Annotated in this window: 21 protein-coding genes and 3 tRNA genes; 18 read left to right on the top strand and 6 right to left on the bottom strand. The window is 70.6% G+C overall.

Features of this window, described 5'->3' with window-relative positions:
- Positions 1-252: 252 nt before the first annotated feature.
- From ACLBWP_RS14555 to ACLBWP_RS14540, 4 genes are all read right to left on the bottom strand, one after another.
- A complete protein-coding gene (locus ACLBWP_RS14555; RefSeq protein ID WP_447655721.1) occupies positions 253-891 on the bottom strand; it encodes a hypothetical protein in 639 nt (212 codons plus the stop codon).
- Between the two features lie 146 nt (positions 892-1,037).
- Positions 1,038-1,110: transfer RNA gene (locus tag ACLBWP_RS14550), tRNA-Phe, on the bottom strand.
- Position 1,111: 1 nt separating this feature from the next.
- Positions 1,112-1,188 (bottom strand) — tRNA-Asp (locus ACLBWP_RS14545).
- Positions 1,189-1,257: 69 nt separating this feature from the next.
- Positions 1,258-1,330, bottom strand: a tRNA-Glu gene (locus tag ACLBWP_RS14540).
- 311 nt (positions 1,331-1,641) lie between these two features.
- Between ACLBWP_RS14540 and ACLBWP_RS14535 the strand changes: the two genes are divergently transcribed.
- Positions 1,642-2,958 (top strand): M23 family metallopeptidase, encoded by a 1,317-nt coding sequence (locus ACLBWP_RS14535; RefSeq protein ID WP_447655720.1) that lies wholly within the window; start codon positions 1,642-1,644, stop codon positions 2,956-2,958.
- Between the two features lie 32 nt (positions 2,959-2,990).
- Positions 2,991-4,403, top strand: coding sequence for an NlpC/P60 family protein (locus ACLBWP_RS14530; protein WP_447655719.1), 1,413 nt, complete (start codon positions 2,991-2,993; stop codon positions 4,401-4,403).
- Positions 4,404-4,557: 154 nt separating this feature from the next.
- Here ACLBWP_RS14530 and ACLBWP_RS14525 read toward each other — a convergent pair whose 3' ends face one another.
- Positions 4,558-5,049: an inorganic diphosphatase gene (locus tag ACLBWP_RS14525; RefSeq protein ID WP_243563457.1), complete on the bottom strand. Its 492-nt coding sequence runs from the start codon at positions 5,047-5,049 to the stop codon at positions 4,558-4,560.
- A 64-nt stretch (positions 5,050-5,113) separates the two neighbouring features.
- Between ACLBWP_RS14525 and tilS the strand changes: the two genes are divergently transcribed.
- The 16 genes from tilS (at position 5,114) to ACLBWP_RS14445 (ending at position 18,983) form a co-directional block, all read left to right on the top strand.
- On the top strand, positions 5,114-6,151 hold the full coding sequence (gene tilS, locus ACLBWP_RS14520; RefSeq protein WP_447655718.1) for a tRNA lysidine(34) synthetase TilS: 1,038 nt from the start codon (positions 5,114-5,116) through the stop codon (positions 6,149-6,151).
- Between the two features lie 9 nt (positions 6,152-6,160).
- On the top strand, positions 6,161-6,712 hold the full coding sequence (hpt, locus tag ACLBWP_RS14515) for a hypoxanthine phosphoribosyltransferase (protein WP_447655717.1): 552 nt from the start codon (positions 6,161-6,163) through the stop codon (positions 6,710-6,712).
- A 115-nt stretch (positions 6,713-6,827) separates the two neighbouring features.
- Complete coding sequence (ftsH, locus tag ACLBWP_RS14510) at positions 6,828-8,816, top strand: ATP-dependent zinc metalloprotease FtsH (protein ID WP_243563460.1); 1,989 nt, start codon at positions 6,828-6,830, stop codon at positions 8,814-8,816.
- A gap of 6 nt (positions 8,817-8,822) precedes the next feature.
- Entirely contained in the window at positions 8,823-9,707 is an 885-nt protein-coding gene (gene folP / locus ACLBWP_RS14505) for a dihydropteroate synthase (protein WP_447655716.1), read from the top strand.
- Entirely contained in the window at positions 9,704-10,111 is a 408-nt protein-coding gene (gene folB, locus ACLBWP_RS14500) for a dihydroneopterin aldolase (RefSeq protein ID WP_447655715.1), read from the top strand. The genes folP and folB overlap by 4 nt, the downstream gene beginning before the upstream one ends.
- Positions 10,108-10,695: a 2-amino-4-hydroxy-6-hydroxymethyldihydropteridine diphosphokinase gene (gene folK / locus ACLBWP_RS14495; protein WP_447655714.1), complete on the top strand. Its 588-nt coding sequence runs from the start codon at positions 10,108-10,110 to the stop codon at positions 10,693-10,695. The genes folB and folK overlap by 4 nt, the downstream gene beginning before the upstream one ends.
- Positions 10,692-11,171, top strand: coding sequence for a DUF3180 domain-containing protein (locus ACLBWP_RS14490; RefSeq protein ID WP_447655713.1), 480 nt, complete (start codon positions 10,692-10,694; stop codon positions 11,169-11,171). The genes folK and ACLBWP_RS14490 overlap by 4 nt, the downstream gene beginning before the upstream one ends.
- Positions 11,172-11,187: 16 nt before the next feature.
- Complete coding sequence (locus ACLBWP_RS14485; protein ID WP_447655712.1) at positions 11,188-11,709, top strand: PH domain-containing protein; 522 nt, start codon at positions 11,188-11,190, stop codon at positions 11,707-11,709.
- An 8-nt stretch (positions 11,710-11,717) separates the two neighbouring features.
- Positions 11,718-13,490 carry a PH domain-containing protein gene (locus ACLBWP_RS14480; protein ID WP_447655711.1) on the top strand — a complete coding sequence of 591 codons (1,773 nt, stop codon included), beginning with the start codon at positions 11,718-11,720 and terminating at the stop codon, positions 13,488-13,490.
- Positions 13,454-14,179 carry a Rossmann-like and DUF2520 domain-containing protein gene (locus tag ACLBWP_RS14475; protein ID WP_243563467.1) on the top strand — a complete coding sequence of 242 codons (726 nt, stop codon included), beginning with the start codon at positions 13,454-13,456 and terminating at the stop codon, positions 14,177-14,179. The genes ACLBWP_RS14480 and ACLBWP_RS14475 overlap by 37 nt, the downstream gene beginning before the upstream one ends.
- Positions 14,180-14,272: 93 nt before the next feature.
- Positions 14,273-15,826 (top strand): lysine--tRNA ligase, encoded by a 1,554-nt coding sequence (gene lysS / locus ACLBWP_RS14470; RefSeq protein WP_447655710.1) that lies wholly within the window; start codon positions 14,273-14,275, stop codon positions 15,824-15,826.
- A gap of 85 nt (positions 15,827-15,911) precedes the next feature.
- Positions 15,912-16,115: a hypothetical protein gene (locus ACLBWP_RS14465; RefSeq protein ID WP_071301300.1), complete on the top strand. Its 204-nt coding sequence runs from the start codon at positions 15,912-15,914 to the stop codon at positions 16,113-16,115.
- Positions 16,116-16,285: 170 nt separating this feature from the next.
- Entirely contained in the window at positions 16,286-16,438 is a 153-nt protein-coding gene (locus ACLBWP_RS14460) for a hypothetical protein (RefSeq protein ID WP_447655709.1), read from the top strand.
- Between the two features lie 52 nt (positions 16,439-16,490).
- Complete coding sequence (locus ACLBWP_RS14455) at positions 16,491-16,622, top strand: hypothetical protein (RefSeq protein WP_279397035.1); 132 nt, start codon at positions 16,491-16,493, stop codon at positions 16,620-16,622.
- Positions 16,623-16,958: 336 nt separating this feature from the next.
- A complete protein-coding gene (locus tag ACLBWP_RS14450; RefSeq protein WP_243563470.1) occupies positions 16,959-18,017 on the top strand; it encodes a sigma-70 family RNA polymerase sigma factor in 1,059 nt (352 codons plus the stop codon).
- Positions 18,018-18,209: 192 nt separating this feature from the next.
- Complete coding sequence (locus ACLBWP_RS14445; RefSeq protein WP_447655708.1) at positions 18,210-18,983, top strand: tyrosine-protein phosphatase; 774 nt, start codon at positions 18,210-18,212, stop codon at positions 18,981-18,983.
- A gap of 31 nt (positions 18,984-19,014) precedes the next feature.
- Here ACLBWP_RS14445 and ACLBWP_RS14440 read toward each other — a convergent pair whose 3' ends face one another.
- Positions 19,015-19,947 carry an NAD(+)/NADH kinase gene (locus ACLBWP_RS14440; protein WP_243563472.1) on the bottom strand — a complete coding sequence of 311 codons (933 nt, stop codon included), beginning with the start codon at positions 19,945-19,947 and terminating at the stop codon, positions 19,015-19,017.
- Between the last annotated feature and the right edge of the window lie 263 nt (positions 19,948-20,210).

Below are 20,210 nucleotides of genomic sequence, written 5' to 3'. Positions count from 1 at the left end.
TGTCAGGTCGGGGTAGTCCCCGAAGGGTGCTGGGGGCGTGTAGTCGCTGCGTCGCGATCCATCCGCGTTCCAAGCTGCTCCACAAGAGCAGATGACCCCGCCGTTCTCAATCGGCGTGAACGAGACGACAGAGCTGTCGAACGAGCACACCTGGCAGATGAGTCCATAGCTTTCAGTCCAAGACATGGGGCGAGCGTAAGTGGAACCTCCGTCCTTCAGTTTCGAACAACCGAGTGATCCGCACGGCCGCGCTCAGATGCGTTCTCGGAGCCAGGTGTCGACCGCGCTCATCGGGACCGGTGCGAACTTCCAAGCGTCGACGCCCACATGCATCATCGCGTCGTCATTCGTGAAGACCGCCGTCGAGTGCGTGTGCCCGTGAACGAGTGGAACACCATCGTCCACCGGACGGACCTTCTTGAGCTTGTCGATCGGGACAGTGTCATACGGATAGTGCGAAGCACGGAGCAGTTGCCCGTGTCGTGACCCGTTCAGCACCTCGGGGAGCACCGTCCAGCCGGCGGCTTCGTACAGAGGCGTCATTGATTGGATGCGAGTCCTTGTCTGCGTCGCTCGCGAGACCCAGTCGTGGTTGCCCGGGACGAGCAGCCGACGTCCGTGCAGCTGACGGGTGAGGGCAAGAGCATCACCGACGTCGTTCATCGAGGCCATGAGCAGATCGCCGAGGTGCAGCACGATGGCCTCCGGCGGGACGACTGAGTTCCAGCGCTCGACGAGAGAGGTATCCATCGTCTCGACGTTGCCGAACGGACGCCTCGCGTGCTCGATGATCCGCGCATGCCCGAAGTGATGGTCTGCGGTGACGAAGTCGACGGCATCGAAGTCGAACGTCGGAGCTCCATCTTCGGGTACTCGTCGTGCGTCTTCCATGCTCCGACGCTAGCTCGATCGGGAGCCCTGGGGGAGTTGCCTGGCGACGAGCAACCGGCACAGAACCGGCACAGCGTCACCGGAGCGGCATCGAATCCGACCCCGGAAACAAGAAAACCCCCGGCTTCACCGGGGGCTTCCTGCTGTGGCTGGACACGGCATCGATCCGTGGACCTTTCGATTTTCAGTCGAACGCTCTACCAACTGAGCTATCCAGCCGTGGCGACCCTGACGGGACTTGAACCCGCGACCTCCGCCGTGACAGGGCGGCACGCTAACCAGCTGCGCTACAGGGCCATGTTGAATTACTGGTGGTGCTGATCATGCTGTGGTGTCCGTCCGTGCTGCTTGCTGTCTCACGTGGAGTGACCCCAACGGGATTCGAACCCGTGCTGCCGCCGTGAAAGGGCGGTGTCCTAGGCCACTAAACGATGGGGCCGCAAGCAGTACATCGCTGCACCGGAGGTCAAGCATACGGAAGCCCCGCGCTGATGACAAATCGGACCCGTCGCGCCCGTGTCGCCCGGCGTGTCGCACCCGGCCGGGGGTGCTCCGCGGGCTTCACTCGCCACGGACCTGCCACCGATCTGCGGGTTGCGATTCTGCGCCGTCGGTGTTCGAGTGCGAGCATCGTCGTCGGCCGTGTCCCTCGTGCGAGGGGCTGCACCGGGCCGGCACCTGTTGTTACTGTTGCGCTTGTTGACAGTGTTACGTGCGTGAGCCATGCCGCGCTGTTACGAAATCGAGACCATGTCGACCTCCTCCCTCTCCCTCCTCAGCTTCCGCCGCCGCGTGATCGCCGCCGCGGTCGCCGTCGTGCTCACGGCCGGGGCCGTTGCCGCCATCGCACCGACTGACAGTGCGTCGGCGACGAGCTACCCCAGCTGGAGCGACGTGCAGGCCGCCAAGGCCTCGCAGTCGGCGCAGCAGGACAAGGTCACCGAGATCAAGGGCCTGATCGCGGACCTCACCTCGCAGGCCACCGCCAAGCAGCAGGCTGCCGAGGACGCCGGCACGGCCTACCAGACGGCGCAGACCAAGTACGACGCGGCGACCCTGCAGCAGCAGAAGCTCCAGCAGCAGGCCGATGACGCCGAGAAGACGGCATCGCAGTCCGAGGCGCAGGCCGGTCAGCTCGCGGCGCAGCTCGGGCGGGCGAGTGCGAACGACGTCACGACTGACCTGCTCACGCACCCGACCGACTCCAAGGACTACCTGTACGAGCTCGGCGCGATGTCGAAGCTCAGCGAACAGGCCGACGGCATCTACGCGCAGGCGACCCAGGACCGCGGCACCGCCCAGGCGCAGTCGGACAAGTCCGAGACTGCGAAGAAGGCGCTCGGCGCCCTGGCCGACGCGGCGCAGCAGAAGATGCAGGCCGCGCAGAGCGCCGCAGACGCCGCACAGACCGCGGTCGACGCGCAGAACGACAACCAGGCACGGCTCGAGGCGCAGCTCACGCTCCTGACCTCGAACGCCACCGACGTCGAGGCGAAGTACAACAAGGGCGTGCAGGTCGAGAAGGCCCGTCAGGCCGCGCTCGCCAAGCAGCGTGCCGAGGCCGCGGCAGCCGCAGCAGCTGCCGCCGCGCGCACCCCCGCAGCCGGCAGCAGTTCGGGCAGCGGTTCGAACGGCTCCGGCGGTGGCGCCCCCACGTCGTCCGGCTGGGTCCGCCCGAGTGCCGGCTACCAGACCAGCCCCTACGGCTACCGCATCGACCCCTACACGCACGCACACGCGCTGCACGCCGGCGTCGACCTGGCACCGGGCTGCTACTCGCCGATCTACGCGGCGCACTCCGGCACCGTCACGTTCGCCGGCAACGGCGGCGGCTACGGCAACGAGGTCATCCTCGACAACGGCGGCGGCATCTCCACCGCCTACGGCCACATCGTCAACGGCGGGATCATGGTCGCGAACGGCCAGCAGGTCTCCGCCGGGCAGCAGATCGCCCAGGTCGGTTCGACCGGCTGGTCCACGGGCTGCCACCTCCACTTCGAGACCCGGGTGGGTGGCGCTGCCGTCGACCCGGTCCCCTTCATGGCTGCGCGGGGGATCTCGGTATGACCGTGTGCGCGCCCGAGAGGCCCTGACACCACATGAAGAAGCCTGCGCGTTCCCTCGCCTGCGGCATCGCCACCGTCTCGTTGCTCGGCATCGGGCTGCCGGTGGGCATCGCCGGACCGGCAGGGGCGACCCCCGCGACGGCCCCGTCGTGGGCGGACGTGCAGGCAGCCAAGGCCGACCAGGCCGACACGCAGCAGACGGTCGACGAGCTCGCCTCGCGATTGTCCGGACTGCAGGACTCCGCCGACCAGGCCGGTGTCGTGGTGCAGCAGGCCGGGCAGACGTACGCGCTGGCAGCATCGGAACAGCAGGAGGTGCAGGCCACGCTCGACGACCTGGACGCCCAGGCCAAGCGCGCGAAGCAGGCCGCCGACGCATCCGCCGGCCAGGTCGCCGCGCTCGTGGTCGAGCTCTCGCGCAGCGGCGGCGGGGACCTGACGACGAGCATGCTGGTCGACGCCTCGGACGCCAAGGACCTGCTCTACCAGGTCGGCACGATGTCGCACCTGTCGGAGCGCTCGGCGACGGTCCTGGCCAAGGCCCAGGCCGACCAGAACACGCTCGACTCGGTCGCAGCCCAGAAGAGCCAGGCGACGAAGGCCCTCGGGAAGGCGACCGACGCCACCAAGACCGCGCTCGACACCGCCAACGCTGTCGCGGCCCAGGCCAGCGGCAAGCTGCAGGACGCGCAGAACCAGCAGAACGAGGTGCTCGAGCAGCTCGCGTTCCTCAAGGGCACGACGGTCGCGACCGAGAGCGCCTACTACTCGGACCAGCGCGCGAAGCAGGCGGAGACGCAGCTGGCGGCGCAGGCAGCGAAGGACGCGGCCAGCGGATCGAGCGCGCCGACGGGCACGACGACCACGAACAACCCCGCACCGAGCACCGGCGGCACCCCGAGCAAGTCCGGCAACAACAACAGCGGCGGCGGCAACAGCAACCCGGCCCCAGCGCCAGCTCCCGCGCCCGCGCCGGCTCCCGCCCCGTCGAAGCCGTCACCAGCCCCGGCACCGGCTCCCGCGCCGACGACGCCGACCGCGCCGAGCACCCCGTCCAAGGCCGCGGGCGCGATCGCCTTCGCTCGCGCACAGCTCGGCGACGCCTACGTCCTCGGTGGCGCCGGCCCGAACGTCTGGGACTGCTCCGGCCTGGTGATGATGGCCTACAGCTCGCAGGGCATCGCGACCGGCGGCCACAACGTCGTCTGGCAGTACGACTACTTCCGCTCGATCGGTCGGCTGGTGCCGCTGTCGCAACGGCAGGCCGGCGACATCCTGTTCTTCTCGCACAACGGTGCCGCGTCGGGCGGGTACCACGACACGATCTACACGGGCGGTGGCCGCATGATCGAGGCCGCGCGACCCGGTGTGGGCGTCGTCGAGCGTGCGGTCTGGGGCACGGGCGACCTGCTGCCGTACGTCGCCCGTCCGTCGGGCTCGATGTAGTCCCCCACACGACGGCGCATCGCGCCCCACAACGAACATCGCGCCCCGTGGAGACGGGGCGCGATGTCGTTGCGGGGGTGCGATCACAGCGGGGCGATCAGCACGCGGTGCGATCAGCGGGTCACGGCGACGCCGGCCCGCCGACCGACGAGCGTCAGTGCGAGCCGGGCACGTACGCGGCCTGGCCGGCCGTCACGATGGCCTCGGCCTCGGCGGCGTCGCCCCAGCCCTCGGCCTTGACCCACTTGTTCGGCTCGAGGTCCTTGTAGCGCTCGAAGAAGTGCGCGATCTCGGCCTTGGTCTGCTCGTCGACGTCCGAGATGTCCTGGATGTGCGCCCAGCGCGGGTCCTTCGCGGGGACGACGAGGACCTTGGCGTCGACGCCGGCTTCGTCGCTCATCTTGAAGACGCCGACCGGGCGGACCTTGACGCCGACGCCCGGGAAGGTCGGGTACTCGAGCAGCAGCAGCGCGTCCACGGGATCGCCGTCGTCCGCCAGGGTCTTCTCGAAGAACCCGTAGTCCGTCGGGTAGACGAACGAGGTGAACAGCACGCGGTCGAGGTACACGCGACCGGTCTCGTGGTCCACCTCGTACTTGTTGCGGCTGCCCTTGGGGATCTCGACGACGACGTCGTACGCGGCCATGTCTGCACTCCTGGTGTGTCGTTGGGGCTGTCGGTGGTTCCGAGAGCGCGGCTAACGTTACCGGGTGAACTCTCCGCGTCCCCGGCTCGATCCCGCCGTCGCCGAGACCCGGCGCGGCGTCCGTGCGCTCCTGGCGCAGGCGCTCGAGACGTCGGTGGTCGGTCCCGGCGACCTGGTCCTCGTCGCGCTCAGCGGCGGGCCCGACTCGCTGGCACTGGCCGCGGCCACCGCGTTCGAAGCGCCCAAGCAGGGGCTCCGGGCCGGTGCGGTGGTCGTCGACCACGCGCTGCAGGCGGGCTCCGAGGCGGTGGCGACCCGGGCCTCCCGGCAGGCGTCCGAGCTGGGACTCGACCCGGTGACCGTCCGCCGCGTCACGGTCGGCTCCGACGGTGGTCCGGAAGGCGCCGCACGGGAGGCCCGCCACACCGCGATCGCGCACGTCGCGTCGGACCTGGGGTCGCCCCTGGTGCTGTTCGGGCACACCCTGGACGACCAGGCCGAGACGGTCCTGCTCGGCCTGCTGCGCGGCAGCGGGCCGGACAGTCTGTCCGGCATGCCGCCGCTCGCCCGTCGGGTCGACGGTCCGGCCTACGGCCGCCCCCTGCTGGGCGTCCGTCGGCACACCACGCGGCAGGCGTGCGCCGCCGCCGGCCTGGCGCCCTGGCACGACCCACAGAACCAGGACACCGCGTTCACCCGCGTGCGCGTCCGGAACGCCGTGATGCCGGTGCTCGAACGCGAGCTCGGTGCCGACGTCGCCGCAGCCCTCGCCCGCACGGCCGACCAGCTGCGCGAGGACGCCGCGGCGCTCGACCACTTCGCCGAGGAGATGGCCGAGGACCTGGCGGAGCACTCCGAGGCGGGGATCGCGCTGTCGGTTCGGCAGCTGCAGGCGAACCCGCCGGCGCTCCGGCAGCGGCTGGTGCGGCTGGCGGTCGAGAGCGAGTTCGGCGTGACGCTCAGCCGACTGCAGACGCTCGAGGTCTGCCGACTGGTCACCGAGTGGAGCGGGCAGGGGCCGATCGACCTGCCCGGCATCCGGGTGTCCCGCGACGGGGACCGGCTGTCGTTCGCCGCCGGGCAGGTGCATCCGGACCGTTAGGCTGGCGTGGTGGAACTCTCCGACGTGCAGGACGACCTCTCCGAAGTGCTCTTCACCCCCGAGCAGATCGACGACAAGATCGCCGAACTCGCCGCCGCGGTGGACCGGGACTACGCCGACAAGGACCCCCTGCTGGTCGGTGTCCTGAAGGGTGCGGTCATGGTCATGGCGGACTTCTCCCGCCACCTGACCCTGCAGGCGAAGATGGACTGGATGGCGGTGTCGTCCTACGGCTCCGGCACGAAGTCGTCCGGCGTGGTGCGGATCCTCAAGGACCTCGACACCGACCTGCACGGCCGCGACGTCATCATCGTCGAGGACATCATCGACTCCGGCCTGACCCTGTCGTGGCTCAAGCAGAACCTCGAGTCCCGCGGGGCCGCCAGCGTCGAGATCGTCACGCTGCTGCGCAAGCCCGAGGCAGCGAAGGTGCAGGTCGACGTCAAGTACGTCGGCTGCGACATCCCCGACGCCTTCGTGGTGGGCTTCGGACTCGACTACGACGAGCGGTACCGCAACCTGCGTGGCATCGGGGTCCTGGCCCCGCACATCTACTCGTAGCCGACCTCCGAGTTCGCCCGCAGAGGACATCCATTCTCGCCACAGAATCGCGGCCGTATGCTGATCAGCACGCAACTCCGGCAGAGAAAGGCTCGGGCCACGGCGCCCGGATCACATGGACTTCAAGCGCATCCTCCGCGGGCCGTACCTCTACGTGCTCATCGCACTCGTGGGGATCTGGATCGGATGGGCCTTCATCAGCCAGTCCGGCACGCAGCAGATCGACACCCAGAAGGGGCTCGAGCAGCTCGCTGACGGCAAGGTCTCGTCGGTGGTGGTCAACTCCACCGAGCAGCGGGTCGACCTCACCCTGCGGGACGGCGGCACGACCGAGCAGTTCTACTACTCGACGCCGCGTGGCGCCGAGGTCGTGGACGCCATCGCGCAGGCCGACCTGCCCAAGGGCTACAACGACACCGTCCAGCAGTCGAACTGGTTCGTCTCGCTCGTCCTGACGCTCCTGCCGTTCCTGCTCATCCTCGGCCTGTTCTGGTTCCTGCTCTCGAGCGCCCAGGGCGGCGGCTCGAAGGTCATGCAGTTCGGCAAGTCCAAGGCGAAGATGAACAACAAGGAGAACCCGCAGGTCTCCTTCGCCGACGTCGCCGGTTCGGACGAGGCGATCGAGGAACTCCACGAGATCAAGGAGTTCCTGAAGGAGCCGGCGAAGTTCCAGGCCGTCGGCGCCAAGATCCCCAAGGGCGTGCTGCTGTACGGCCCTCCCGGAACCGGCAAGACCCTGCTCGCGCGCGCCGTCGCCGGCGAAGCGGGCGTGCCCTTCTACTCGATCTCCGGCTCGGACTTCGTCGAGATGTTCGTCGGCGTCGGCGCCAGCCGTGTCCGTGACCTCTTCGAACAGGCCAAGGCGAACTCGCCGGCCATCGTCTTCATCGACGAGATCGACGCCGTCGGCCGTCACCGCGGCGCCGGCATCGGTGGTGGCAACGACGAGCGCGAGCAGACGCTGAACCAGCTGCTGGTCGAGATGGACGGCTTCGACGGCAAGACGAACGTCATCCTGATCGCCGCGACCAACCGCCCCGACGTGCTCGACCCCGCACTCCTGCGTCCGGGCCGCTTCGACCGCCAGATCGGTGTCGACGCCCCGGGGATGGCCGGACGCAAGCAGATCCTCGAGGTGCACGCGAAGGGCAAGCCGCTCGCCGCGAGTGTCGACCTCGAGCTCCTGGCACGCAAGACGCCGGGCTTCACCGGCGCCGACCTGGCGAACGTCCTGAACGAGGCCGCTCTGCTGACGGCCCGCTCGAACGCGCAGCTCATCGACAACCGCGCCCTGGACGAGGCCGTCGACCGCGTCATGGCCGGACCGCAGCGCCGCACGCGCATCATGTCCGACCAGGAACGCCTGATCACGGCCTACCACGAGGGCGGACACGCCCTGGCGGCGGCAGCGATGCGGCACACCGACCCCGTGACGAAGATCACGATCCTGCCGCGCGGCCGTGCCCTCGGCTACACGATGGTGCTCCCGCTCGAGGACAAGTACTCCGTCACCCGCAACGAGCTGCTCGACCAGCTGACCTACGCCATGGGTGGCCGCGTCGCCGAGGAGATCGTCTTCCACGACCCGACCACGGGTGCCTCGAACGACATCGAGAAGGCCACGGGCACCGCGCGCAAGATGGTCACCGAGTACGGCATGAGCCGCGCTGTCGGGTCGGTCAAGCTCGGCGCCGGGTCCACCGAGCCGTTCGTCGGCCGTGACATGAGCGGCGGCACCGGTCGCGACTACTCGGAGAACATCGCCGAGACGGTCGACGCCGAGACCCGCGCACTGCTCGAAGCCGCGCACGACGAGGCCTACCAGGTGCTCAACGACAACCGTGACGTCCTCGACCGCCTGGCCGGTGAGCTCCTCGAGAAGGAGACGCTCGACGCGCCCGAGCTGGTCGAGATCTTCAAGGACGTCCGCAAGCTGCCCGAGCGCCCGCAGTGGCTGTCGAGCGACAAGCGCCCGGTGAGCAACCTGCCCGCGATCGACGTCCCCGGCAAGGCGGCCAACACCGCAGCCGAGTCGAACGACCGCGAGCCGTCGAAGACCCCGCGGCACCGTCCGTTCGGCAACCCCGGCATCGCTCCCGCCTAGGCCGGCATGACCGACCTCCCGACGAGACGGGACCGCCGCCTCGCCGCGGCCAGCCGTCGCCGTGACCCGGGTGTCTCCCAGCAGGGGAGCACCCGGGTCATGGGCATCCTCAACGTCACGCCCGACTCGTTCTCCGATGGTGGACTGCACGCGGCGTACGACGCCGCCGTGGCCCATGCCCGCCACCTGGTCGACACGGGCGCCGACATCGTCGACGTCGGGGGCGAGTCCACCCGTCCGGGCGCCGAGCGCGTGCCGGTCGAGGTCGAGCAGCAGCGCGTGCTGCCCGTGGTCGAGCAGCTCGTCGCCGAGGGCATCGCCGTCAGCGTCGACACCATGAACGCGGCGACGGCCGAACGCGCGGTCGAGCTCGGCGCGACGATCGTCAACGACGTGTCGGGTGGCCTGGCCGACGACGACATGGCCCGGGTCGTGGCGTCGACGGGCTGCGGCTTCGTCGTCATGCACTGGCGCGGGCACAGCGACCGGATGTACCGCGACGCGGTCTACGCCCACGCGGTCGACGAGGTCCGCCGCGAGGTCGAGATGCGCGTCGCTGAACTCATCGTGCTCGGCGTGCACCAGGACCAGGTCGTCATCGACCCGGGGCTGGGCTTCGCCAAGCAGGGCGTGCAGAACTGGGAGATCCTGGCCGGCTACGAGCGGTTCGCCTCGATCGGCCTGCCCGTCCTGGTCGCGGCGTCGCGCAAGCGGTTCCTCGACGGCGTCGGCAGTCCTGCCGGCGCACCACCGGCGGAACGCGACCTGGCGACCGCCGCCATCAGCCTGTTGGCAGCGGAGCGGGGAGCATGGGGCGTGCGCGTGCACGATCCCGTCCCCACCCGCGCCGTGCTCGACGTCTGGGAAGCCTGGAGGGCAGCTCGATCGTGAACGACACCATCCGCTTGACGGGGGTCCGCGCCCGCGGACACCACGGGGTCTTCGACCATGAACGCGCCGACGGGCAGGACTTCGTGGTCGACGTCGCCGTCGAGATCGACGCGCACGCCGCCGCCGGTCCCGACGACCTGGCCAAGACCGTGCACTACGGGGTGCTGGCCGAGCAGGTCGTCGCCGAGATCGAGCGTGACCCGGTCGACCTGATCGAGACGCTGGCGGAGCGGATCGCCGCCGCGGTGCTCACCCACGACGCTGCCCTGGCGACCGAGGTCACGGTGCACAAGCCGCAGGCCCCCATCACGGTGCCGTTCACCGACGTGTCGATCTCGATCCGGCGTGAACGCTCCGCGTCGACGGTCGGCAGCGTGCGCACCGCCGACCCGGGTGCCGCGTGACCCGCGCCGTCATCGCCCTCGGTGCCAACCTGGGCGACCGGGGCAGCACCCTGCGCGCCGCTGCGTCCGCCGTCGCCGCGATCCCCGGGGTGCACGCCGTCGCGTCGTCGCACGAGGTCGAGTCCGTCGCGCTGACCCTGGACGGCCTCGACACGAGCAAGCCCCGGTACCGCAACGCCGTCGTCGTCGTGGACACCGAGCTCGGCGCCCAGCAGCTGCTCGACGCGCTGCACGCGGTCGAGGACGCGCACGGCCGCACCCGCCAGGTCCGTTGGGGCGACCGCACGCTCGACCTCGACGTGGTGACCTACGGCGACGCGCACATCGCCACCGAGACCCTCGACGTGCCGCACCCCCGCGCGCACGAGCGGGCGTTCGTCCTGGCGCCCTGGCTCGACGCCGACCCGGACGCCGTGCTGCCCGGGCGCGGACCGGTGGCGGACCTGCTGGCCGCACTCGGCGACGACACCGAGCGCGTCGACGAGCCGCGCCTGTTCGACGACGCGACCACGGCCTCCCGTCCGGAACCGGCGGCGCAGACTGCGCAGTCCGGACAGCCCGACCGAGCGGACGCGCCCTCGTGAGGACCACCCGCGCCTCGACGCTCGTCAGCCTGGCCGTCGTCGCCGGCATCGCCGGTTTCGCCCTGAACGCCGCACTGGCCTCGCGCCAGGCCCCCGCGCTCATCCTGGTCAGCCCCCTCGGCTTCGCCCTGGCCTTCATCGGCATCGTGCTCATCGCGCTCGCAGTGCCGGTCCGTCGGCACGCCCGGGGCGACCCCGGCCGCCGCGTGGACCCGATCTACGCCACCCGCGTGGTGGTGCTGGCCAAGGCGTCGAGCATCTGCGGCGTGCTGTTCGGCACCTTCGCCCTCGGGCTGCTGGTGTACCTGCTGACCCGATCGGTGGTGCCTTCGCTAGGCTCGACCCTGCCGAGTGCCGTGGCGGTCGGCGGTGGGATCGTGCTGACCGTGTGCGCCCTCGTCGCCGAGCGCATGTGCATCGCCCCACCGGACGACGACGACCGCGACGAACCGCGGGGCGGCACCACGGCACGATGACCACCAGGAGGGCCCGATGCCGCGCGAACGACTCGACGAGCAGGGACTCGGACTGACCGGCATCGACTGGACGCGGGTGTCCACGAAGCTCGTGTGGACGGAACTCATCACCACCGTCCTGGCCGGGGTCGTGGTCACGGTCGGCTGCGTGCTGATCGGCGTCGCGAGCGGCGGTCCGTCGGACGGCGCCGGCCTGGTCTGGACGCTCATCGGCGCCGCGGTCGGCATCGTCACGCTGATCACCGCGATCCTGACGCCGCGCCGTGTCCGTGCCATCGGGTACGCCCTGCGCGACGACGACTTCGTGCTCCGCAAGGGCCTGATGTGGCAGCGCTTCACCGCGGTGCCCTACGGTCGCCTGCAGCTGGTGGACGTCAACCGCGGCCCGCTCGACCGGGCGCTCGGCATGAGCGAGCTGAAGTTCGTGACCGCGGCCGCGTCGACGAACGTGCGCATCCCGGGCATCCCCGCCGAGCACGCCGACGAGCTGCGTGACCGGCTCGTCGAACTCGCCGAGGCCCGCCGGGCCGGGCTCTAGGGGACATCGTGACGTTCCGACCCGGCCCACCACCGCCCGCCCCGGCGCGCAGGGGGAACGCCGCCGCGGCAGCACCCCTGACCGACGGCGAGTGGCACCGCCTGCACCCGCTGACCCCGCTGCTGCGCGGTGGCATCGTCCTGATCGTCGTGCTCGGCATCCTGCTCAACAACCTGCGCGACACCCTGGTCGAGATGGTCATCCCCGGCGGTGGCCCGCAACAGGACGGCGACCCCGTCCGCTACGTCTACGAGCACGGCGCCGTCGGCTGGGTGCTGCTCGGCCTGGTGGGCTTCGTGATCGTGTTGATCGGGCTGTTCTACCTGTCGTGGCGGATGCACGAGTTCCGGGTCACCGGCGACGTGGTCGAGGTGCGGTCCGGCGTGCTGTTCCGCAACCACCGCAAGGCCCGACTCGACCGCATCCAGGGCATCAACGTCTCGCGGCCGCTCATCCCGCGGCTGTTCGGCACCGCCAAGCTCGAGATCGCCCAGGCCGGCAACGACGCCAACGTCCAGCTCGCCTACCTGGGTGCCAAGGCCGGCGACGACCTGCGGCAGCGCATCCTGGTGCTGGCGTCGGGAGCGCAGGAGGACGAGGCCGAGGCCGCAGACGGTCAGCCCCGGTACGACTCCGAGGGGCTCGTGTCCGACCGCGTGCACGAGTTCCTGTCGCCCGAGCTCGACGCCGGTGCCGTGCACGCGACGCGCATCGTGAAGGTGCAGCCCGGGCGGCTCGTCGCGTCGCTGCTGCTGTCCGGCACGACGGTGTTCCTGCTGCTCGTGCTCGCTGCGATCATCGTCAGCATCGCCGTCACGGGGGAGTACTTCCTGCTCGTCTCGCTGTTCCCCGCGGTGATCGGCGCCGGCGGCTACTACGTCCGCAAGTTCTCGAAGTCGCTGCAGTACACGATCGCGGACACCCGCGACGGCATCCGCATCGGCTTCGGCCTGGTGTCGACGTCGAACGAGACGCTGCCGCCCGGCCGCATCCACGCCGTCAGCGTCGCGCAGCCGCTGCTGTGGCGACCGTTCGGCTGGTGGGACATCCGCATCAACCGGGCGACGAACGCAGGCAACGGCGCGTCGAACAACCAGCAGGTGTCGTCGATCGTGCTGCCGGTGGGCACCGCCGAGGACGTGCGCCAGGTCCTCGAGATCATCCTGCCGTCGCTCGTCGGCAGCGCCGTCGTGGGCCCGGGCGCGACGAAGGACCGGATGCGCGAGGGATCCGCCGAGGCCGTCAGCGTCGTCGACGACAGCCTGACCACCACGGGCGACCGGGGTGGCTTCCAGCACTCGCCCCGCCGTGGCCGGTTGCTCCGCCCGCTGTCCGCGCGCCGCAACGGGTACCGCTTCGTCCCCGGCGCCGTGCTGCTGCGGATGGGGGCCGTCTGGCGCACGCTCGTCGTCGTCCCGTTGCCACGGGTGCAGAGCGTGAAGGTCTCGCAGGGCCCCGTGGAGCGCCTGCTCCGCCTGGCGTCGGTGCACGTGCAGACCGTGCACGGTCCCGTCACCGCGGCGATCGGCGCGCTCGACGCGCGCGACGCCCAGCAGCTCTGGGCCGACACGGCCGAACGCGCGGTCGAGGCCGCGGCCTCCGACACGTCGCACCGCTGGCGGTCCGCCTCGGGGCACGCAGCCGGCCAGGAGGCCCGGGGGCACGTGAGCGCACCACCTGCGGGACCGCAGGTGGCGGCACCAGGGCACACCGGGCCTCCCGTCTGGTCCCCGGCGCCGGCCGGGTGGGGCGACGTCCCGCCCACCGGAGCGGTGCGGTGAGGGCCGGACGCCTGGGGGTCGGCGTCGTCGGGGCCGGCCGGGTGGGACCGGTGCTCGGTGCTGCGCTCGCGAACGCCGAGCACGCCGTCGTGGGCATCACCGCCGTGTCCGAGTCGAGTGTCGACCGCGCCGAGGCCCTGCTGCCCGGGGTCCCCGTCCTCGAGACGCCCGCGCTGGTCGAGCGGAGCGAACTCGTGCTGCTGGCGGTGCCGGACGACCAGCTCGTCGGGCTCGTGCAGGGGCTCGCCGACGCGGGGATCTGGCAGCCGGGGCAGCTCGTCGTGCACACGAGCCCGGAACACGGCGTCGGCATCCTCGCTCCCGCCATGGCGGCCGGCGCGATCCCGCTGGCGATCCACCCCGCGATGGCGTTCACCGGCACCAGTGTCGACCTCGCCCGGCTCCGCGACGCCTACTGCGCCGTGACGGCACCGTCGCCCGTGCTGCCGATCGCGCAGGCGCTCGTGGTCGAGATGGGGGCGGAGCCGTTCGTCGTCGCCGAGCAGGACCGGCCCGCGTACGCCGATGCCGTGCGGGCGGCCGTGAGCTTCTCGACCGCGATCGTCGACCAGTCCGCCGGCACCCTGTCGGGCATCGGGGTGGAGCACCCCGGTCGGGTCCTCGGCGCCCTGGTGCGGTCCGCCGTGGACAACGCGCTGGCCGCTGCGGACGGGCAGTCGCGGCTGTAGGTGCTCGGTCCCCGGTCTCCGGAGCAGCCGGGGGAGTGCGCGCGGCCGGGTAGCATCGACGCGTCCCCCCACGACCTCCGGAGCCGCACCCGCATGACCGACGAGACCGCCACCACCGACACCGACGCTGCCGCGCTCGCCGACGCCGACGCTGCCGCGCTCGCCGAGCAGGAGACCAGCGAGCAGCGGCAGGTCCGCCTCGACAAGCGCGCGCGGCTGCTCGAGTCCGGTGTGCAGGCCTACCCGGCCGAGCTGCCGATCACGACGACCATCCCCGCGGTCCGGGAGCAGTACGAGCACCTCGAGACCGGTCAGGAGACCGACGACGTCGTCGGCATCGCCGGCCGCGTCGTGTTCTCGCGCAACACCGGCAAGCTCTGCTTCGCGACGCTGCAGTCCGGCGACGGTGCCCGCATCCAGGCGATGGTGTCGCTGGCCGAGGTCGGCGAGGACGCGCTGGCGCAGTGGAAGGAGTTCGTCGACCTGGGCGACCACGTGTTCGTGCACGGCCGGGTGATCTCCTCGCGCCGTGGCGAACTGTCGGTCATGGTCGACGCGTGGGCGATGGCTGCCAAGGCGATCCTGCCGCTGCCCAACCTGCACAACGAACTCGGCGAGGAGACCCGCGTCCGCCAGCGGTACCTCGACCTGATCGTGCGCGACCAGGCCCGTGCGACCGTCCGCGCCCGTGCCGCCGTCATGGCCTCGCTCCGTGCGACCTTCACGGGGCACGAGTACCTCGAGGTCGAGACCCCGATGCTCCAGACCCAGCACGGGGGTGCCTCGGCGCGGCCGTTCGTCACGCACTCCAACGCCTTCGACACCGAGCTGTACCTGCGCATCGCGCCCGAGCTGTTCCTGAAGCGGGCCGTGGTCGGCGGGATCGACCGGGTGTTCGAGGTGAACCGGAACTTCCGGAACGAGGGCGCCGACTCGTCGCACTCGCCGGAGTTCGCGATGGTCGAGGCCTACCAGGCGTACGGCAACTACGAGCAGATGGCCGACCTGACGCAGGAGCTCGTGCAGAACGCCACCAAGGCCGTGACGGGCGGCTCGCTCGAGGTGACGCTGCCCGACGGGTCCGCGTACGACCTGGGCGGCGAGTGGCCGCGCATCGACATGTACGGCTCGCTGTCGTCGGCGGCCGGTCGCGAGATCACCCCCGAGACCCCGTTGTCCGAGCTGCAGGAGCTGGCTGCGGCCGAGGGTGTCGAGGTCGCACACGCCACCCACGGCAAGTACGTCGAAGAGCTCTGGGAGCACTTCGTCATCGACTCGCTCGACCGCCCGACGTTCGTGATGAACTTCCCCGTCGACACCTCGCCCCTGACCCGCGAGCACCGCACCCGTCCCGGCATCGTCGAGAAGTGGGACCTGTACGTGCGCGGTTTCGAACTCGCGACGGCGTACTCCGAGCTGGTGGACCCCGTCGTCCAGCGCGAGCGCTTCGTCGAGCAGGCCAAGCTGGCGGCCGGCGGCGACCCCGAGGCGATGCGCGTCGACGAGGAGTTCCTGCGGGCACTCGAGCACGCGATGCCGCCGTCGGGTGGCATGGGCATGGGCGTCGACCGGCTGCTCATGGCGATCACCGGCCTGGGCATCCGCGAGACGATCCTGTTCCCGCTCGTGAAGGGCGCTGGAGCTTAGGGCAGCGCGCCAGCGCTGCGCGACGCCAGCCCCGGAGGAGCCTGCGAGTCCGGTTCGTCCACCACGAAAGGGTTAAGATGCACGCGTGCCGCATGGAGTCGTGACCGGGATCATCTTCGCCCTGACGCCGACCGTCGTGGTCGGCCTCGTGTTCTGGTTCGTCATGCGCGCCATCATGCGGGCTGACCGGACCGAGCGCGCCGCGTACGCCAAGGTCGAGGCCGAGGAGCGCGCCCGCTTCGAACGCGAGCACGGCGTCCCCGCGCCGGCCCCCGCCTCGGCGGAGTAGCCCGGCCGCCGCCGGCCATCTCGCCCGCCGAGTCTCGGCTCGGCGGACAGTTCGCGCCTGTTGTGCGCCGCGAAGTGTCCGCGTGGCCGAGACTCGGCGGGGCATCGGTCCGCGCACGGAGCCCGAACCGCGACACCGGGCGTTCACCGGGCGGTGTCACCGTGGGCCGCATGCACCCGTGGACTCGCGAGCCGAGCGACGACGCCGCTGCCGTCGACCCGGACCTCGACCCGGCCGACGCGTTCGGCCACACCGTGCTGCCCGACCCGGCCCGTGATGACGGCGTGTGGGACGACGAGGACGACGACGACATCGACGTCTGAGCGTCGCCGCGCGTTCACGCGGGCGTTGCCATGCGGTGTGAACATCGTCGCCATGTCCCTCATCCAGCGCCTCCGTGTCCGCAGCCTCGTCGGCGACATCGAGAGCGAGTACGACGAGTACGACCGCGATGCCGACCTCGAGGTCTCCAAGCGCCGGGCGGGGTGGCTCGAGCCCTCCTGGTGAGTCACCCGTCACCTGCTGTTCGGGGTACGGCGACCGGATCGACCTGATCCGGATCGACGTACCCCTTTTGCTTGTCCACGAAGCGCTGCACCCCGGGGTACAACCTTGCTGTCGTGCAACAAACTCCTCTGCATCACCGGATTCACAACGGGAACCGCTTGATCTCGGGGATGCGACCGCGGCAGACTGGCGGCACGGTGTACCCCGAGGGCGGCGGTCCCCATGGTGAATCACGGAGAAGCCTGGGAATCGATCGGATCGGTTTGTGGGGTACACCCCCGGACCGCTCTACTTGGTCTCACCCACCGCCGTCACCGTCAATGCAGGGAGAGTCACATGACGATCGCAACGACAGCACCGAGCACCACCTCGCGCCGGACCAAGAAGGCCGCCGCGACGACCGAGGCCACGAAGGTCGAGAGCACGACGCTCGGCGCCGTGGCCGAGGTCGAGGCGGACGAGCAGCTCGCCGGGGTCCGTGGTGCATCGGTCGACCAGGTCGGTGACTACCTGCGCCACATCGGTCGTCTGGCACTCCTCACCGCCGAGGAAGAAGCCGACATCGCCCGCCGCATCGAGGTCGGGCTGTTCGCCGGCGAGAAGCTGGTCACCGAAGCCGGACTCCCCAAGGCCCTGCAGCGCGAACTCAAGTGGCTCGTCCGCGACGGCGAACGTGCCAAGGAGCGCATGATCACGTCGAACCTGCGCCTGGTCGTCAGCATCGCGAAGCGCTACTCGCAGCGTGGACTGCCCTTCATGGACGTCATCCAGGAGGGCAACCTCGGCCTGGTCCGTGCGGTCGAGAAGTTCGACTTCACGCAGGGCTACAAGTTCTCGACGTACGCCACCTGGTGGATCCGTCAGGCGATCTCGCGCGGTCTCGCCGACAAGGCCCGCACGATCCGCATCCCCGTGCACACGGTCGAGCTGATCAACAAGATCTCGCGCACCGAGCGTGACCTGACCGTCGACCTCGGCCGTGCGCCGATGCCCGACGAGGTCGCCGCCGAGCTGAGCATGTCGGTGGAAGAGCTGGTCGACCTCAAGGGCCGTTCGCACGAGCCCGTGTCGATCCACACCGTTGTCGGCGACTCCGACGACAGCGAACTCGGTGACTTCATCGAGGACGAGGACGCCGCGTCCCCGAACGAGCTCACCGAGACCACGCTGCTGCACCGCGACATCCGGTCCATCGTCGCCGAACTGCCGAGCGACGAGGCGAACGTGATCCGCATGCGCTACGGCCTGGACGACGACAAGCCGATGACGCTCGACGAGATCTCGAAGATCGTGCACACCACGCGCCAGGCGGTGAGCCGTGTCGAGTCGCGCGCCAAGCTCCGCCTGTTCGCCAAGGCGGTCTCGCAGGACATGCAGCTCTACCTGACCGAGTAGCGCTGACGACTTCGGCCGGTGTCCACTGCGACGCCGGACCGGGGAACCGGGTCGTTCTGTGGGAAGACGATCCGGTGGGGTGATGGGACGGCCCGTTCGAGCACTGCTCGGGCGGGCCACATCCATGTCCGGGGGTCTCCGTCCCGATGTGTGATGTATCGTGTCCTGGATCGACCACGACTCGGGAGCTCCATGTCCGACGCAGCGAACACCCTGGCAAGCCGTACCGCCGACGAGCGATCCGCCGCCGTCTCCGGGACCTTCAACCTGCGTGACCTCGGCGGTCTGCGGACCACCGACGGTCGCACGGTCGTGACCGGGCGGCTCTTCCGTTCCGGCAGCCTGGCGGGCCTCGACAACCAGGGGCGTGGCCAGCTCGATGCGCTCGGTGTGCGGTCCGTGATCGACCTGCGCTCCGACGCCGAGCGGCTCGCGGCGCCGGACGCCCTGGTCGGATCCGCGGTCCGGGCGACGGCGATCCCGATGCTCGCCGGCGCAGCGTCGACGATGACCACCGTGCCGACGGTGTCCGAGCTGTACCGTCACCTGCTCGACGACGAACCGGCGGCCGTGGCCGAAGCGGTCCGCCGTGTCGCCCGCGACGAACCGGGCGTCCTGGTGCACTGCTCTGCCGGCAAGGACCGCACCGGCGTGGTGATCGCCCTGGTGCTGCTGGCGGTCGGTGTCGACCCCGAGGACGTGCTCGACGACTACCAGGCGACCGAGCGGTTCCTGCCCGACACCTTCGGTGCGACGGCTTCGGCGATGGTCCGGGCGGCACACGAGCAGGGCATGGACGTCGACGACGAGGCGGTGCAGCAGATCGCGACCCGGTCGCCACGGACGGCGATGCAGGCGGCCATCGCGCACCTGACCGAGCGGTGGGGTTCGGCGACCGGCGCCCTGCGGGCGGCCGGCCTGTCCGACGACGACCTGACGGCGTTGCGCGATCGGCTGCTCGACTGACGGCCGGTCACCCGCGGCCGTGTCCTCGGTGTCAGTCCTCGACCTCGCGCCGCAGCTTCTGCCGCAGGTCGCTCGGGATCAGCTCGATGAGCTGGTCCGGTCGGACGGGCAGGTCCAGCAGGCTCAGCTTGACGCGCCCCGTGCGCCCGTGGCGTTCGGCGTCGAGCCGCACCACGCTGCCGGCGTCCTTCCGCAGGCGCATGTCGATCTGCGCCCCCATCGCGACCTCGCCGACGACGAGCCCGTCGACCTCGAGCGCGGCGCTCCGTGTGCCCTCGGCGATGTCGAAGCGGTAGCGCTCGCGGGCGGCGAGCACCACGGCGCGGTCGATGCCGGCCATCGGTGCCACCGGCGTGACGACGGACCCGGACAGCGCGGGGGAGAGCACCGGGCCGCCGGCCGCGTAGTTGTAGGCGGTGGACCCGGCCGGGGTCGCCGCGACGATGGCGTCCGCGCGGTAGTACCCGTACCCGAACCCGCCCACGCTCAGGTCGGCGGAGACCTGTCCGGCACCCGGGCGGCGGACGATGGTCAGGTCGTTGAACGCCAGGTAGTCGGTGCGGGCGCCGCTCCAGGACAGCTTGGCCTCGAGCGCGTGGTGCGGCTCGAGCTGGTAGTCGCCGGCCGACAGGCGCTCGAGCGCGGCCTCGAGTTCCGGCGGTTCGATCTCGACCAGGAACCCGACGTTCCCGTGGTTGACGCCGAGCACGGGCACCGGACGCCCTGCGACCAGACGCATCGCGCCGAGCATCGTGCCGTCGCCACCGAGTGCCACCACCAGGTCGACGATGCCGATGAAGTCCTCGTCCTCGACGACGTCGATCGTGGCGCTGATGCGGGCGGCGTCGATCCGCCGGGCGACCAGGCGTCCGCGGCCGGAGGAGTTCCAGCGCTGCAGGGTCGCGACGGACTCCTGCACGTTCTTGGTCGGGTGGACGACGAGGCCGACGACGGGCTGCTCCATGGCCGGATGCTACCGGGCCGACCTGGCTCGCACGTCGTCGAGCGCCACCAGCACGCGGACAGAGCGCGACCAACAGGCCGACAGAGCGTGACCAACAGGCCGACAGCGGGTGCTGTGCCGGACGTGCGCCGGGCCTCCTGTCCGTCTGCCGCCCGCCAGGGCCAAGGAGGTCACGCCCACGGCGAACAGGGGCAGCTGGAGGGGGGAGCGCTGGTTACTCTCGGAGTACGTGACCGGACTCACACGAGACCGGTGCAGCTGTC

The organism is Microbacterium sp. M1A1_1b (genome assembly GCF_053345565.1).
This window is presented reverse-complemented; position numbering and strand designations above follow the sequence as displayed.

Coding starts and splice junctions, on each gene's coding strand:
- ACLBWP_RS14450 (WP_243563470.1), top strand. CDS start 16,959: ATGACGATCGCAACGACAGCACCGAGCACCACCTCGCGCCGGACCAAG.
- ACLBWP_RS14455 (WP_279397035.1), top strand. CDS start 16,491: ATGTCCCTCATCCAGCGCCTCCGTGTCCGCAGCCTCGTCGGCGACATC.
- ACLBWP_RS14485 (WP_447655712.1), top strand. CDS start 11,188: ATGCCGCGCGAACGACTCGACGAGCAGGGACTCGGACTGACCGGCATC.
- ACLBWP_RS14525 (WP_243563457.1), bottom strand. CDS start 5,049: ATGGCCGCGTACGACGTCGTCGTCGAGATCCCCAAGGGCAGCCGCAAC.
- folP (WP_447655716.1), top strand. CDS start 8,823: ATGACCGACCTCCCGACGAGACGGGACCGCCGCCTCGCCGCGGCCAGC.
- ACLBWP_RS14530 (WP_447655719.1), top strand. CDS start 2,991: ATGAAGAAGCCTGCGCGTTCCCTCGCCTGCGGCATCGCCACCGTCTCG.
- ACLBWP_RS14555 (WP_447655721.1), bottom strand. CDS start 891: ATGGAAGACGCACGACGAGTACCCGAAGATGGAGCTCCGACGTTCGAC.
- ACLBWP_RS14440 (WP_243563472.1), bottom strand. CDS start 19,947: ATGGAGCAGCCCGTCGTCGGCCTCGTCGTCCACCCGACCAAGAACGTG.
- lysS (WP_447655710.1), top strand. CDS start 14,273: ATGACCGACGAGACCGCCACCACCGACACCGACGCTGCCGCGCTCGCC.
- ACLBWP_RS14535 (WP_447655720.1), top strand. CDS start 1,642: ATGTCGACCTCCTCCCTCTCCCTCCTCAGCTTCCGCCGCCGCGTGATC.
- ftsH (WP_243563460.1), top strand. CDS start 6,828: ATGGACTTCAAGCGCATCCTCCGCGGGCCGTACCTCTACGTGCTCATC.
- ACLBWP_RS14445 (WP_447655708.1), top strand. CDS start 18,210: ATGTCCGACGCAGCGAACACCCTGGCAAGCCGTACCGCCGACGAGCGA.
- ACLBWP_RS14460 (WP_447655709.1), top strand. CDS start 16,286: ATGCACCCGTGGACTCGCGAGCCGAGCGACGACGCCGCTGCCGTCGAC.